The organism is Secundilactobacillus hailunensis, from assembly GCF_005405185.1.
In the GTDB taxonomy this organism is placed as follows: Bacteria; Bacillota; Bacilli; order Lactobacillales; family Lactobacillaceae; genus Secundilactobacillus; species Secundilactobacillus hailunensis.
The window spans coordinates 1-14,617 of the sequence record NZ_BJDO01000002.1; the positions used below are offsets into that span (position 1 = coordinate 1).

The window sequence follows — 14,617 nt, forward strand, 5'->3', positions numbered from 1 at the left end:
GTGGATTCTAGTCTTGATGTGACCGTTAGGGTACAGCGCCTCGAAACCACACTCTGGGCAACGTGCCAGCTGATAGGTTAATACTGCTTGAATCACGAGAAACTTTTTGCGTCCTGTACCTTTGCCATGATTTTCATGGCGATAACCATTAATATGAACGTGAGTATCTGTAATTCCGAGAACTTCTAGTGTAATATTAATATTGGACATTTAATTTCCCTGCCTTTACTTTTGGTTTGGTCGCTGTAAAGTATAACGCCTGGGAGACTAGGTGTCCTTTTTTTGCAAAAAAACAGGCCTAAGTTTCTCAGTGTTGAACTTAATCAACACTAAAAAGCTTAGACCCGCTTTTCTTTACAGTTTAAATAGTTAATGCCCTATATCATAACTGCTATATAACTTTTAAACCGGACTTTCACGCTAAGAAAACGGTTGTAGTAGGTTTATGCTATACTGCTTTTAGAAACAGATAATGAAAATGCAGGTGTTGATAATGACAATTGGCTTATTGATATTAAGTTTAGTGGCTCAACCGGTTTGGTGGGCTGGCCTAATTCGTGAATGGTGGACGGCTGATAAACGAATTAAGCGGGAACGATTAACCTTTGGCAGTGCCGTTTATTCTGATAAGTATGAAGTTCGGCATTTTGTGCTGTACAGTGTCTTCCTGGGACTGATTTTTTCAATCGTCTCGCTGGTTTTAGGCATGACTGTGCCTATCGGTTGGTGGGTCTGTTACACCGTTTTAGCGTTGGTGGCGATGATTATCGGTCTGGGGGCGCGACTTCCAATCACCCTTTTTGTCGGATCCGTGGTATTGTATGACTGGCTCAATAAACTTGATGTGAACCAGCATCTCATGTCTGGAATACGGCAGTTGGATTTTTCCAATAAATCAGTTAATCTGGCTAATTCAGTGATTTTATTTGCAGGAGTTTTGTGCTTACTGGGCCTTTGGCTGCGCAAAATCGGCGGTCGCTTTGCTTCCCCCAAAATCTTTGCGCAGAAGCGCGGCAAGCTCATTGCAGGTTATCCCTTTAACGAACTGCTAGTTGTCCCAATGCTAGTCTTAGTGCCCGGGAATTTTATCAGCACGCATTTAGCCTTCTGGCCAGTGTTGTCATTTGGGTCGACCAGTGTCACGCCGTTATTTTTACCAGTACTGATTGGTCTGCACCTGACGATTTTCAAACAAGCGCCGAAAATGGCTCTCAAAAAACTATCCAAAATGATTCTAATACTGAGCGTTCTGGTACTGATTGGCGGTGGCTTATCACTATTGAGCAAGTCCGTAGCTGCAATCGTGCTGGGATTAGCGTATGTCTGCTATGTCGGCTGCTTAATCAAAGCGCGCTGGCAGGACCGGCGGCAGTCGTTTTGGTTTTCTAAAGTCGACCATGGCGTTCGGGTGTTAGGCATCAAACCGGAAACGCCGGCTGCCAAGATGGATATTCAAGTTGGCGACATTATTACGACTTGCAACCAGCAGCCAGTCTCCTCAGAAACTAATTTTTACGAAGCTTTATTGTTAGATCCAACGTATTGTCACCTTAAGATTCAGACGCCAGAGGGTGATCTGAAAGTTACCGAAACCGCCATTTTTGACGGTGCCCCGCATGAGATTGGAATTGTGATGTTCAAAGATTAGGAGGACCTTATGCAAAGAGTCTTGGTTGTTGATGACGAACCGGCGATTGTAACGCTGTTAACTTATAATTTGGAAAAGGCTAATTTTGAAGTGGACACGGCGGTTAATGGTCCTGATGCAGCTTCGTTAGCGGTCAAGAAGCACTATGACGCGATTTTGTTAGATTTGATGCTTCCTGGTATGGATGGTGTGGAAGTCACAAAAAAACTGCGACAGGAAAAAATTGATACACCGATTTTGATGATTACAGCTAAGACGGATGAATTTGATAAGGTATTTGGACTGGAACTAGGGGCGGATGATTACATCACCAAACCCTTCAGTCCCAGAGAAGTATTAGCACGACTAAAAGCAGTTTTACGGCGAACACAAAGTAATTCCGGTGGTGAAAACGGGTTTGATGAAAATCAGCAGCTACACATTGGCAATATTTTGATCGATCAATCCACCGTGAGTGTAACGGTGGACGGCCGCAAAGTTAAATTAACCCCCAAGGAATTTGAACTCTTAGTTTACCTTGTAAAACGGCCTAATCAGGTCCTCAAGCGCGATCAGATGCTTGAAGGCGTCTGGGGATTCGATTATGCCGGTCAGACGCGAATGGTTGATATTCATATCTCGCATTTGCGGGATAAAATTGAGGCTGACCCCAAGCACCCGGTTTATTTAAAGACGGTCCGGGGCTTTGGCTATCGCTTTGAGGCACCTCAGCATGATTAAACGAATAAGTTTAGAGTATCTGATAACGACTGTTACTAATTTGGTGGTTTTTATCCTAGTTGCCCGGCTACTGGTCGGCTCAGGGCAAGTTTCAAGTGTGATGATGCGACTGATTATTCTGGATCTAGTCGTGTCGGCCATTGAAGTGGGTATTTTTAACTGGGCGTTTCGAAAACGGCAGCAGCCTATTACCGCCATGCAGCACAAGGTTGAAGGCATGCTCAAGGATGAAGAACCAGCCCACATTTTACTGCATAAGGATAACGATTATTACGAACTAGCCATGGCCATTGATCGGCTGCAGACGCATCAGCAAAAGGCCTTACGCAACCATGCGCAACAGAGTGAGGAATTAAAGCTGCTTTTGTCGTATTTGCCGATCGGTGTCATGGTGATCGATAACTATCGCAAAGTTGAAATGGCTAATTCCGCTATGGCGGAGTTTTTACAAACGGAGATCAGCCCCAGACGGCATCCCTATACACAGGATATTCATCAGTTCGAACTGGTTTCCTTAATTGGCCAAGTTTTTAGTACCAAAAAATCCAAACGTCAGGTGATTACTTTACCTGGGGTGCCAGCTGAAAAGCGAGTCGAAGTTTCGGTCATCTACACGTCAACTTCTGAAGATTTTTTTCAAATCTTGGTTTTACTGTATGATGTGACGGAGATCTACGCGGTTGAAAAGATGCAAATGGACTTTTTGTCCAATGCCTCTCATGAACTCAAAACGCCCGTGACGGCCATTGCCGGTTTTGCTGAGACGCTGCAAGACGGCGCCAAGGATGATCCAGAAACGTTGAATCAGTTTTTAGATATCATTCAAAAGGAAAGCAAACGGCTAACGGAATTGATTACAGACGTGTTATCGATCTCACGGATCGAATCACAGTCGATCTCACAGCAAAAAATGACGGACTTGGATATTTCTGAGATTGTTGATGAACAGATCAGTACGTTACAGCAGATTGCAGCGATGAAGCACGTGACGTTGCATAATCAGGTGCCGGCAGGACAGGCTCAGCAATCCGATGAAAAGAAGCTCGTGGAAGTTATCAAGAATTTACTGTCGAATGCGATCAAGTATAATCGTGAAGGCGGTTCAGTTACGGTCAGTTATGGGGCGACAGCACATGACTGGACCTTGAAAGTGGCCGATACCGGAATCGGCATTGCGCAAAATGAACAGGCCAGAATTTTTGAACGGTTCTACCGGGTGGACAGCTCGCGAACTAATCAGGTGGTTAGCGGTACTGGTTTAGGCTTGGCTATTGTGTTGGAATTGGTCCAGTCACTGCAGGGCCAAATATCAGTTGAAAGTCAACGGGGTGTGGGCAGTATCTTTACCGTTACATTCCCCATTAAATCGTCATAATCAGATTATTTTGTAGGATCCTAGATATTCAGATCATTGAATATGTGGGATCCTTTTTGTCTAAATTAAGATTGGTATAGGTAAAAGTAACGAATATTTACATAACCTTTACAAAGATATGTATATTACATTTACAATGTCTCGATATACTGATTTTGAAAGATGAAATGGGGGCTTGAACATGCAAAAGAAGCGGTGGATCGAATGCCTGCTGCTGGTTGGCTTGATTATTTTAGGTGGCTGGGCCTATCAGACTAGGCAAGTTAACAAAGCTAATATGACCATTACAGCGGTGGGTTCCACCGCTTTGCAGCCACTGGTAGAAGCGGCTGGGGAAGATTATTCTAATCATCACTTGGGCACGTTTATCAATGTTCAGGGTGGCGGTTCTGGTACGGGGCTAAGCCAAGTTCAGGAAGGCGCGGTTGATATTGGTAATGCTGACGTTTTTGCTGAGGAGCAAAAGGGCATTGTCGCTTCTCGGCTGCAGGATCATCGAGTAGCGGTTGTGGGCATTACACCCATTGTTAATCGCTCAGCAGGAATCAACCAGTTGACAACGGCTCAGCTGATTGCGGTGTTTACCGGGAAAGTCCGCAATTGGTCTCAGGTGGGTGGCAAAGATCAAAAAATTGTCATCTTAAACCGGGCTCAAGGTAGCGGTACGCGCACGACATTTGAACGCTTTGGGTTGAAAGGTCAGCGCAGTATCGCCGCGCAGGAACAGGACTCTTCTGGGATGGTTCGGCAAATTGTCGCGACTACTCCAGGTGCGATTAGTTATGTTGGGTTCTCCTACGTTAATAAGACGATTCAAGCGGTTAGCTTAAATGGCATTCAGCCGACTAATCAAAACGTGGCTGATAACCAGTGGTCGATCTGGTCTTACGAGCATATGTATACGGGTCATAATCCGCAGCCACTAGCTAAAAAATTTATTCAGTATGTGCAATCGAATGCAATTCAAAATACGCTGGTTCGGCGGTTAGGTTATATCAGTATGGCGGATATGAAGGTTACCCGTGATGGACAAGGAAAAGTGCACCAAGTGGAGGCCAATCATGAATAATAACTTACAAAAACAGCTTCTTAAACGGTCTAAAGCAGCCAAGCTGGAACGGCTGGGGAAAACGGTCAGCTTTCTAGCTTTAATGCTGATTACGCTCACCGTTTTTGCAATTATCATTTTTGTGGCCTCTAAGGGGTTATCCACCTTTTTTACCAATCACGTTAATTTGATGGATTTTTTAACGGGTAAGAATTGGAATCCCAGTGTAACGAATTCAAAGGGTCAGCCTGAAGTGGGCGCCTTACCCATGATCAGCGGGTCGTTTGTGGTGACGATCTTGTCAGCACTGTTGGCAACACCATTTGCTATTGGAACAGCCATCTTTATGAATGAAATTTCACCGCATCGGGGCGCCAAATTGTTACAGCCAGTGATCGAACTGCTGGTGGGAATTCCTTCAGTGGTCTATGGCTTTATTGGACTGACAGTCGTTGTACCAGCCGTCCGCAGTGTCTTTGGCGGCAGCGGGTTTGGTATTTTAGCGGGGACGTTTGTACTGTTTGTCATGATCTTACCAACGGTCACGTCTATGAGCGTTGACGCCTTACGTTCCGTACCGCGCTACTACCGCGAAGCTGCTTTGGCGTTGGGCGCTACCCAGTGGCAAACGATTTACAAGGTGGTTTTAAGAGCTGCAACGCCAGGAATGCTGACCGCCATCGTGTTTGGAATGGCTCGAGCCTTCGGTGAAGCGTTAGCGGTACAGATGGTGATTGGTAACGCGGCACTGATGCCAACGAGCCTAGTTTCACCGGCATCAACGCTGACGTCAGTACTGACTACCGGTATTGGCAATACGGTGATGGGATCACTGCAAAATAATGCACTGTGGTCACTAGCGTTAGTCCTGCTGGTCATGTCATTGATCTTTAACTTAGTGATCCGCATGATTGGCCGGAAGGGGGCAATGTCGAAATGAATCCGAAATTAAGTAATCGCGTAGCAATCACGGTACTTTACGTCATTGCCAGTACCATCGTGGTGATCTTAGCCGCGTTATTAGGGTACATCATTATTAGTGGGCTGCCGGCATTGAGCTGGCATTTTCTGACTTCGCCAGCCAGAGCGTTTACCAGTGGCGGTGGTATCGGAATTCAACTGTTTAATTCCTTTTATCTGCTGATTTTAACCATGCTGATTTCCTTTCCAATCGCGTTAGGGGCCGGTATTTATTTAAATGAATATGCTAAACAAAATTGGGTGACCTCACTGGTCAGAACTTCTATTGAAATCTTAAGCTCATTGCCTTCAGTAGTGGTCGGACTCTTCGGTTTCTTGATCTTCGTGGTCCAGTTTGGGTTTGGTTTTTCAATCTTGTCCGGGGCGTTTGCGCTGACGTTCTTTAACTTACCGTTACTGACACGCAGTATTGAAGAAGCGCTGGCGGCCGTTCCCGATGAACAGCGTGAAGGCGGCCTGGCACTGGGTCTTTCAAAATGGGAAACGGTGCTCCACGTTATTGTACCGGCCGCGTTGCCCACTATTTTAACCGGGGTAATTTTGAGTGCCGGCCGGATTTTTGGGGAAGCCGCTGCCTTGATCTTCACCGCTGGTCAAAGTGCACCAGCCCTGAACTTTACCGACTGGAATCCGTTTAACATCTCCAGTCCACTAAATCCAATGCGGCCTGCAGAAACCTTAGCCGTTCACATTTGGAAGATTAACTCGGAAGGTATCATGCCCGACGCGAAAGCCATTTCTTCTGGTGCTTCGGCCGTGCTGGTCATCTCGGTTCTGGGCTTTAATTTATTGGCCCGGTTCGTTGGCCACCGACTATTTAAACGGCTGACAGCGGGTTAGAATACTAATGAAAGCTATTATCAGGAGGTCTAAAAAATGCTGATCAATCCTTCAAGCCCGCATTCAGATGACGGGTGGCTGGCACGCAATATTGTGGATCCCAGTCTAAAAGATTCAGCGCCAATCGTGCTGGAAACCAAGCAGCTGCACGTTTACTATGGTGACAATGAGGCCATTCATGAAGGTGATCTCAAGTTTCCTGAACATCGAATTTCGGCACTGATCGGGCCATCCGGTTCTGGGAAATCAACCTATTTAAGGTCATTGAACCGGATGAATGACGGCGTTGCCCGGGTAACGGGGGAAATTCTCTATCGTGGTGTTGACGTGAACCGCCCAGAAATTGACGTTTACGAGATGCGCCGGCGAATCGGGATGGTTTTTCAACGGCCCAACCCGTTTTCCAAATCAATTTATGACAACATTACTTTCGCGTTAAAGCGTCGTGGGGTTACCGATAAGCAGACATTAGATGAGGCCGTAGAGACTAGCTTAAAACAGGCCGCACTCTGGGATGAAGTTAAGGATCAACTGAAAAAGAGTGCTTTAGCGCTATCGGGCGGTCAGCAGCAGCGATTATGCATTGCCCGAGCACTGGCCGTTAAACCGGATATTTTACTGTTAGATGAGCCGGCCAGCGCGTTGGATCCAGTTTCTACCAGTAAATTAGAAGAAACACTGCTGCAGTTAAAAAATGACTACACCATTATTATTGTGACCCATAATATGCAGCAGGCTGCTCGAATCAGCGACTATACCGCATTCTTTAATATGGGCCGGGTGCTTGAATATGATGAAACGTCACAAATCTTTACGAGCCCTCAAGTGCAATTGACGAATAATTACGTTGCTGGGGACTTTGGCTAGGAGGCTGCCATGACTAAACTATTAGAAACCCATGATCTGCACGTTTACTACGGTCAAAAAGAAGCCCTCAAAGGCATCAATCTCTCGTTTGACGAGGGTGGAATCACCGCTTTGATTGGGCCTTCTGGTTCCAGTAAATCAACGTACCTGAGAACCCTTAACCGCATGAACGACTTAATTCCCGATGTGACCATTACGGGAACCATCAAATTTCGTGGTCAGGATATCTACGTCCCCCAAACTGATCTGGTGACCTTGCGTAAAGAGATCGGGATGGTTTTTCAGCAGCCCAACCCGTTCCCCTTTTCAATTTACGATAACGTGATTTTCGGGCTTAAATTAGCTGGCGAGAAGGATCATGAACGGTTAGATCAAGTCGTCGAGACCAGTTTGAAGCAGGCAGCTGTTTGGGACGAAGTGAAGGATCACCTGCATGAAAGTGCGCTGTCGCTGTCAGGCGGTCAGCAGCAACGGGTCTGCATTGCCCGGGTACTGGCCGTTTCACCGCAGATTATCTTACTGGATGAACCGACTAGTGCGCTGGATCCAATTTCTAGTAGCCAAATTGAAGCGACTTTGTTAAAATTAAGAACCGATTACACCATCATCACCGTGACGCATAATCTACAGCAGGCTTCCAGAATTGCGGATCGGACAGCTTTTTTCATGAATGGTGAAGTGATCGAAGTTGATGATACTAAGAAGATCTTTATGAATCCTGCGCATAAACAGACGGAAGATTATATTAGCGGCCGGTTTGGCTAAAACCTGAGGAGGGTTTCAATGAGACGTTTATTCGATGAAGAACTAGATGAACTGGACAATGGGTTTACCGAAATGGGCATCTTGGTCAGCAACGTGGTGCAGCAGTCGGTGGCCGCATTTATTGATCATGATCGCGAGGCAGCGCAAAATATTATTGACCATGATCATGATATCAATGACCGCGAGATTCAGCTGGAAACGAAATCCTTTGAGATCATTGCCCTGTATCAACCCGTAACTTCTGACCTCAGAGAAGTCGTAACCATTCTAAAGGCCGTTTCGGACCTTGAACGGGCTGGTGATCACGCCCGCAATATTGCGCACGCCACCATTGAAGTTAAGGGCAATACGCGGGTAGCAGAGATTGAGACCCAGCTTGCCGAAATGGGGCATCTCACCACCGATATGGTGAAACAGGCGATTCAGGCCTACGTTGATAAGGATGAAGAGGCGGCTAAGGCGTTGGTGACGGTAAACAATCAGCTGGTTGATTATCGGAATCAGATCATGCGGGATAGTTACCATGAGATTACCACGGATGCCGATGTCGTAGTGGCCGCGATGAATTACAACAACGTTGCGGCGGACCTCGTACGAATTGCCGATTATTTAACTAACGTTGGTGAATGGATCGTTTATCTAAAAACGGGTCAAATTGTTGAATTAAAGTTAATGAAGTGATATATGTTAAAGCCAGTAGCCATTATAATGATGACGACTGGCTTTTATGGTTTTTACGCTGCTCATTAGGGCTTAGACAGTTGAATTTAATGAAGTAAAAAAGCGTGTTAAAGTAATGTTGAATTGTTCATATCCCAAGGAGCAGGTATAATGATTCTAGTAGTGACTATCCAGTTACTCGTTTATCATGATTAAAGGTTGCAGAGCAGTTCACTTATTTGATAAGTGGTAACTAGAAATGAGGTGATTTTTTGATGAATAGCAAACGACGGCTTACACGTTCGCCAAACCGAATATTAACTGGTGTCCTGGGCGGCTTAGCCGAGTACTTTGGTGTTAATAAAACCCTGGTGCGGGTCATTTATGTGGTTTTATCGATTTTTCTAGGGCGAATTTTATTTGGCATACTCGTTTATCTACTGCTCACCGTATTGATCCCAGAAGATTCTGGTACCAGCCATCACACGACTTTTTGGGGTTCAGGACAGCAGTCACGTTCGCGAAAAGAACTTCATGATGTTACTGAAGAAGACACTGATAAAAAGTGAGTTGTAGACTATGAAAGCTTGGGCTCGGATTTTAATCAACGCCGTGTTATTTATGGCACTAGCTGGTTTTTTAAGTACCAGTTTTTACGTGGCCAGTCCGTGGATCGCGTTATTAGCCAGTGTGGTTTTATCGGTGTTAAACGCATTAGTGAAACCAGTGCTGCAAATTCTATCACTGCCAATCACCGTGGTGACGCTGGGCTTATTCAGCATCGTGATCAACGGGGCAATGCTGCAGCTGACCTCAATGTTAATTGGTAATGACTTTCATTTCAGTTCATTTGGAACGGCGCTGTTAGTGGCCGTTTTGATGTCGCTGTGTAACGCCGTCATTTCCAATTACGTCGGTCACGGCCATAAGCAGAGTAAAGAGTGATAATCACCTCCGTATTTCTCATGAGGACCAGATTTGGAAAGAAGGGCGAGCCACTACTGGCTGGTGTTAGCTAAAATGGTTTCTGATGAGAATGATGTTTAAACGGAGTATAAAATCCCCGGTGGCTAACCGGGAAACTAAAGTGACAGCGCTTTAGTTCATGCACATCGTGTACCAGTAGTGGTCAATAATTTGGCAGAAAGTGTAACAGTTGCAGAATTAGTCAAAAATATTCGCCTAGACGTGCTTTACGGCGATGATTTCTTAGCTGACCGGAAGATCTCGACCAGTGATATTTCACGGCCAGGGCTTGAATTAACGGGTTACTTTAACTACTACCCAGCTAAACGGATTCAGCTATTGGGGATCACTGAGACCTCCTTTGCGAAGGGCATGAGTCATGATGATCTCTTAAAAGTCATGCGGCAGATGTGCCAGCCTGAAACGCCCGCGTTTGTAATCTCAACGCAGCTTGAACCGCCGGAAGAATTACTGCAGGCGGCTAAGGAAACCAACATTCCAATTCTGGGCACTAAAATGACGACTTCCAGAGTTTTGAGTAACATGACCAACTATCTGGAAGGTAAATTGGCTGAACGCCAGTCACTGCACGGTGTTTTAGTTGATATCTACGGTGTCGGGGTCTTGATTACCGGTGATTCCGGTGTCGGTAAGAGTGAAACCGCGTTGGAACTGGTTAAGCGTGGTCACCGGCTGATTGCTGATGACCGGGTGGAAGTCTATCAACAAGATGAACAGACCTTAATTGGTGAAGCACCCGCGATTTTGTCACATCTATTGGAAATTCGTGGTATTGGGATCATCGATGTGATGAATCTATTTGGTGCCGGTGCGGTTCGCAGTGAAACCGATATTGAACTGATCGTCCACCTAGAAGCGTGGACTCGGGATAAGAAGTTTGATCGTCTAGGAAATAATTCCGAAACCCAAAAGATTTTTGACGTTGAGATCCCTAAGATTTCGATTCCCGTTAAAACGGGTCGGAATTTAGCCATCATCATTGAAGCCGCGGCCATGAACTTCCGGGCCCGTTCAATGGGTTATGACGCAACCAAAGTGTTTGATCAGAACCTCAACCGACTGATCAAGAAAAATTCCAACGAGAAATAAACATTAATAATAAGTGAAAGTTAAGAGGTGGCATCCTTGCAGGGAATTCTCGCAGCACTAAATCCCATTGCGTTTCATCTGGGACCGATTCAAGTTCATTGGTATGGCGTCATTATTGCCAGTGCCGTGATTATTGCGGTGACATTGGCCGTTCGTGAAGGCGGTCGGCGAAACGTGTTAGCCGATGATATCTACGACATGATTTTATGGGCACTACCAGCGGCCATTATTGCAGCCCGGATCTACTACGTGGCGTTTGAATGGCCCTATTATTCCCAGCATCCGGCAGAGATCATTCGAATCTGGGATGGCGGAATTGCCGTGTATGGTTCTTTGATTGGAGCCGGCATCGTGGTCTTCTTCTTTTGCCGGTCGCGCTTTATTCCGGTTTGGCTAATGCTCGATATTGCTGCGCCAACGGTGATCATGGGACAAGGCATTGGCCGCTGGGGTAATTTTATGAACCAGGAAGCGTTTGGCCAGATTACCAGTCTGAGCTTTCTTCAGGGGTTACATCTACCGCATTTTATTATCTCCCAGATGCTGATCAACGGGGCATACCGTCAGCCGACTTTCTTGTATGAGTCGACTTGGGATATTCTGGGTTTTATTGTCCTGATGAGCTTACGGCATCGACCGGGGCTGTTTAAACAGGGTGAAGTGTTCCTGAGCTATGTCATCTGGTATTCGTTTGGCCGTTTCTTTATTGAAGGAATGAGAACGGATAGCTTAATGCTGTTTAACACGATTCGAATATCACAGCTGTTATCCGTAATATTGTTTATTGGTGCAATTGGACTCATGATTTACCGTCGCCGGCTTGGTACGCAGGTTCCTATGTATCTGGACGGTAATCCGTTTTCAAAAAAGGCCCAGCAGGCTAAAAACTAAGGAGTAATTACTATGTCTGAAAAAATTGCTGTATTAGGTGCAGGTTCTTGGGGCAGTATCTTAGCTAATCTATTGGATGAAAATGGCAATGAAGTGTCACTCTGGTCATACAATCCAAAACAAGTCAAAGAGCTTAACGAAAAGCACACTAATACGCATTATATGAAAGATTTTACGTATTCTGAAACCCTGATAGCCTATTCAGATTTAAAGCAGGCGTTAACGGGGGCAACCACCGTGTTGTTCGTTGTGCCAACCAAGGCCGTTCGTTCTGTGGCGGGTGACGTTAAACAGGTACTGGAAGAATTACAGACCAAGCCTCAGTTGATTCACGCCAGCAAAGGGATTGAGCAGGGGACTTACAAGCGGGTCTCTGAGATCCTAGCAGAGGAGATTCCAGCTGAACTTAGAAAATCGATCACAGTGCTATCAGGACCAAGTCATGCTGAAGACGTTGCTAAACGCGACATTACACTGGTGACTGCAGCCAGCACGGACGCGGACGCTGCTAAACACGTTCAGCAGCTGTTTATGAACCGTTATTTCCGGGTCTACACCAACAGCGATGTGATCGGTGTGGAAATTGCGGCTGCCCTGAAAAACATCATTGCGCTGGGCACTGGTGCTTTAAACGGGTTAGGCTACGGCGATAACGCCAAGGCGGCTTTAATGACCCGTGGACTAGCTGAAATTTCACGGCTAGGCGCTTCATTTGGGGCCAACCCACAGACCTTTACTGGGTTAGCGGGTGTCGGTGACATTATCGTGACTGGGACCAGTGAAAATTCCCGTAACTACCGGGCCGGTGATGAACTGGGTAAGGGCCAGAGCCTGCAAGAAGTGATTGATACCATGGGCATGGTCATTGAAGGGGTTGCCACGACTAAGGCTGCTTATGAATTAGCTAAACAGCGCGGCGTTGAGATGCCAATTACCGGTGCTATTTACCAAGTACTCTATGAAGGCAAAGACATTCGCACGGCCATTTCTGACTTAATGATGCGTGAAGGCCGTTCCGAATTTTAACAGGCTATTTTGCTGGCAGTCGGATTACTCGACAAACTTACAAAAAGATAGTAAACTGAATTTTGTCAAAAATTACAGTAAGCAATTAAATTAATGAGTGTCGCACGTGTTGCGCTGAAAGGGGAAGTCGTATGGCTAAACAGTATGATGTGATTGTAATTGGTGCAGGTCCCGGTGGAATGACCGCCGCGCTCTATGCATCCCGTGCCAACTTATCCGTACTCATGTTAGACCGCGGAATTTATGGCGGTCAGATGAATAACACCGCAGCAATTGAAAATTATCCCGGTTTTTCATCAGTGCTGGGTCCTGATTTAGCAGAGGATATGTATAAGGGGTCCACTCAGTTTGGTGCTGAGTATGCTTATGGCAGTGTGGAATCCGTTGAGGATCACGGTGCCACTAAGGTTGTGACCACTGATACGGAAACTTATGAAACCAAAGCCGTCGTGATTGCGACTGGCTCTGAATACCGTAAATTAGGGGTTCCTGGTGAAGAAGCCTATGGTGGCCGTGGGGTTTCGTACTGCGCGGTTTGTGACGGGGCCTTCTTTAAAGGTCGCGAAGTCATCGTGGTCGGCGGTGGTGATTCTGCCGTTGAAGAGGGGCTTTACCTCACGCAATTAGCTTCTAAGGTCACGGTGATTCATCGTCGCGATCAATTACGGGCACAAAAGGTCATTCAAGACCGGGCGTTTGCTAACGAGAAGATGAACTTTGTCTGGAACAGCAATGTTGAGGAAATCCTTGGTGACGACCAAAAAGTGACTGGCGTGAAAGTTAAGAACAACCAGACTGGTGAAGAAACAACGATTGATGCCAGCGGGGTCTTCATTTACGTTGGCATCTTACCTAAGACTGAGCAGTTCATGAATCTTGGGATTACCGATAAAACGGGCTGGATCGAAGCCAACGACCACATGGAAACTAAGGTTCCCGGTATTTTTGCAATTGGTGATGTCCGGGTCAAAGACCTGCGTCAAATTACGACGGCGGTCGGTGACGGCGGTATCGCTAGTCAACAAGTGTTTAAGTATATTGAATCATTAGCTGACAGTGGAGCAACTGTTAAGTAAATGCAGTCGGTTATAAAATGATAAAAAGATGGAATGGTTATCGGCCATTCCATCTTTTTGTTGCGTTAAACGATATAATAAAGTCAAACTGTAAACTAAAAAGGGGATACCATTATGCAGACACTTGCTAAACAACTCGCTAACCAGCTTTCGTACGACGTTCGGGAGCTGACACATGACGATGAGGATCAGATCTATCGGTTGCAAAAACAGCAGCGCGACTACTTTGATTTATTTTTGGACCATCAGCTGACTAAACAGGAAGCCATTGCTGATCTAGATGAGGTTGCCAGTGAAGCTACCGCTGATCAGAAACATTATTTAGGGTTATTTAAGGCTGATAAGCTAGTCGCAACGATTGATTTAACCATTGATTATCCAGCACCCCAACTAGTTTGGTTAGGGCAATTCTTTGTTGATGACACCAGCATCTCGGCTAGTGAACGTCATCAGATCCTTAACCAAGTTTTAGCGACGTTGAAAAAATTGACCGCCGTGCAGGTGCAATTACTGGTGCTTAAAGCAGACCAGGATAGTCAGCAATTTTACACTCAGGCGCAATTTGAACCCGTCAGCGAAACGCGAACGAAGGCTGGCTCAGTGTTCATGGATGCGGTGATTTATCAAAAGGCGCTATAGGTAAT

General features: G+C 45.9%; 16 protein-coding genes and 1 pseudogene. 16 read left to right on the forward strand and 1 reads right to left on the reverse strand.

The window, feature by feature from the left end:
- Nucleotides 1-210, reverse strand: a pseudogene (locus FFM73_RS12920) (ISL3 family transposase); the annotation flags it as partial.
- Between the two features lie 283 nt (nt 211-493).
- Here FFM73_RS12920 and FFM73_RS00690 point away from each other — a divergent pair.
- From FFM73_RS00690 to FFM73_RS00765, 16 genes are all read left to right on the forward strand, one after another.
- Nucleotides 494-1,648 (forward strand): PDZ domain-containing protein, encoded by a 1,155-nt coding sequence (locus FFM73_RS00690; protein WP_171001139.1) that lies wholly within the window; start codon nt 494-496, stop codon nt 1,646-1,648.
- A 9-nt stretch (nt 1,649-1,657) separates the two neighbouring features.
- On the forward strand, nt 1,658-2,368 hold the full coding sequence (locus tag FFM73_RS00695; protein ID WP_137629880.1) for a response regulator transcription factor: 711 nt from the start codon (nt 1,658-1,660) through the stop codon (nt 2,366-2,368).
- Nucleotides 2,361-3,743 carry a two-component system histidine kinase PnpS gene (gene pnpS, locus FFM73_RS00700; RefSeq protein WP_137629881.1) on the forward strand — a complete coding sequence of 461 codons (1,383 nt, stop codon included), beginning with the start codon at nt 2,361-2,363 and terminating at the stop codon, nt 3,741-3,743. The genes FFM73_RS00695 and pnpS overlap by 8 nt, the downstream gene beginning before the upstream one ends.
- Nucleotides 3,744-3,924: 181 nt before the next feature.
- The gene (locus FFM73_RS00705; RefSeq protein ID WP_137629882.1) at nt 3,925-4,812 is read left to right on the forward strand and encodes a phosphate ABC transporter substrate-binding protein PstS family protein; all 888 of its coding nucleotides are present in this window, start codon (nt 3,925-3,927) and stop codon (nt 4,810-4,812) included.
- A complete protein-coding gene (gene pstC, locus FFM73_RS00710) occupies nt 4,805-5,731 on the forward strand; it encodes a phosphate ABC transporter permease subunit PstC (RefSeq protein WP_171001140.1) in 927 nt (308 codons plus the stop codon). Before FFM73_RS00705 ends, pstC begins: the two co-directional genes overlap by 8 nt.
- Nucleotides 5,728-6,612 carry a phosphate ABC transporter permease PstA gene (gene pstA, locus FFM73_RS00715; RefSeq protein ID WP_137629883.1) on the forward strand — a complete coding sequence of 295 codons (885 nt, stop codon included), beginning with the start codon at nt 5,728-5,730 and terminating at the stop codon, nt 6,610-6,612. The genes pstC and pstA overlap by 4 nt, the downstream gene beginning before the upstream one ends.
- A 78-nt stretch (nt 6,613-6,690) precedes the next feature.
- Nucleotides 6,691-7,479 (forward strand): phosphate ABC transporter ATP-binding protein PstB, encoded by a 789-nt coding sequence (gene pstB / locus FFM73_RS00720; protein WP_373278612.1) that lies wholly within the window; start codon nt 6,691-6,693, stop codon nt 7,477-7,479.
- Nucleotides 7,480-7,488: 9 nt separating this feature from the next.
- Entirely contained in the window at nt 7,489-8,244 is a 756-nt protein-coding gene (pstB, locus tag FFM73_RS00725; RefSeq protein ID WP_137629885.1) for a phosphate ABC transporter ATP-binding protein PstB, read from the forward strand.
- Between the two features lie 18 nt (nt 8,245-8,262).
- Nucleotides 8,263-8,925 carry a phosphate signaling complex protein PhoU gene (gene phoU / locus FFM73_RS00730; RefSeq protein WP_137629886.1) on the forward strand — a complete coding sequence of 221 codons (663 nt, stop codon included), beginning with the start codon at nt 8,263-8,265 and terminating at the stop codon, nt 8,923-8,925.
- Between the two features lie 254 nt (nt 8,926-9,179).
- Nucleotides 9,180-9,473: a PspC domain-containing protein gene (locus FFM73_RS00735; RefSeq protein WP_137629887.1), complete on the forward strand. Its 294-nt coding sequence runs from the start codon at nt 9,180-9,182 to the stop codon at nt 9,471-9,473.
- 10 nt (nt 9,474-9,483) lie between these two features.
- Nucleotides 9,484-9,849 (forward strand): phage holin family protein, encoded by a 366-nt coding sequence (locus FFM73_RS00740; RefSeq protein WP_137629888.1) that lies wholly within the window; start codon nt 9,484-9,486, stop codon nt 9,847-9,849.
- 192 nt (nt 9,850-10,041) lie between these two features.
- A complete protein-coding gene (gene hprK / locus FFM73_RS00745) occupies nt 10,042-10,980 on the forward strand; it encodes an HPr(Ser) kinase/phosphatase (RefSeq protein WP_137629889.1) in 939 nt (312 codons plus the stop codon).
- 36 nt (nt 10,981-11,016) lie between these two features.
- Complete coding sequence (gene lgt / locus FFM73_RS00750; RefSeq protein WP_137629890.1) at nt 11,017-11,871, forward strand: prolipoprotein diacylglyceryl transferase; 855 nt, start codon at nt 11,017-11,019, stop codon at nt 11,869-11,871.
- A gap of 12 nt (nt 11,872-11,883) precedes the next feature.
- Nucleotides 11,884-12,897: an NAD(P)H-dependent glycerol-3-phosphate dehydrogenase gene (locus FFM73_RS00755; protein WP_137629891.1), complete on the forward strand. Its 1,014-nt coding sequence runs from the start codon at nt 11,884-11,886 to the stop codon at nt 12,895-12,897.
- A gap of 131 nt (nt 12,898-13,028) precedes the next feature.
- On the forward strand, nt 13,029-13,973 hold the full coding sequence (trxB, locus tag FFM73_RS00760) for a thioredoxin-disulfide reductase (protein WP_137629892.1): 945 nt from the start codon (nt 13,029-13,031) through the stop codon (nt 13,971-13,973).
- A 114-nt stretch (nt 13,974-14,087) separates the two neighbouring features.
- Entirely contained in the window at nt 14,088-14,612 is a 525-nt protein-coding gene (locus tag FFM73_RS00765; RefSeq protein ID WP_137629893.1) for an acetyltransferase, read from the forward strand.
- Nucleotides 14,613-14,617: the final 5 nt, after the last annotated feature.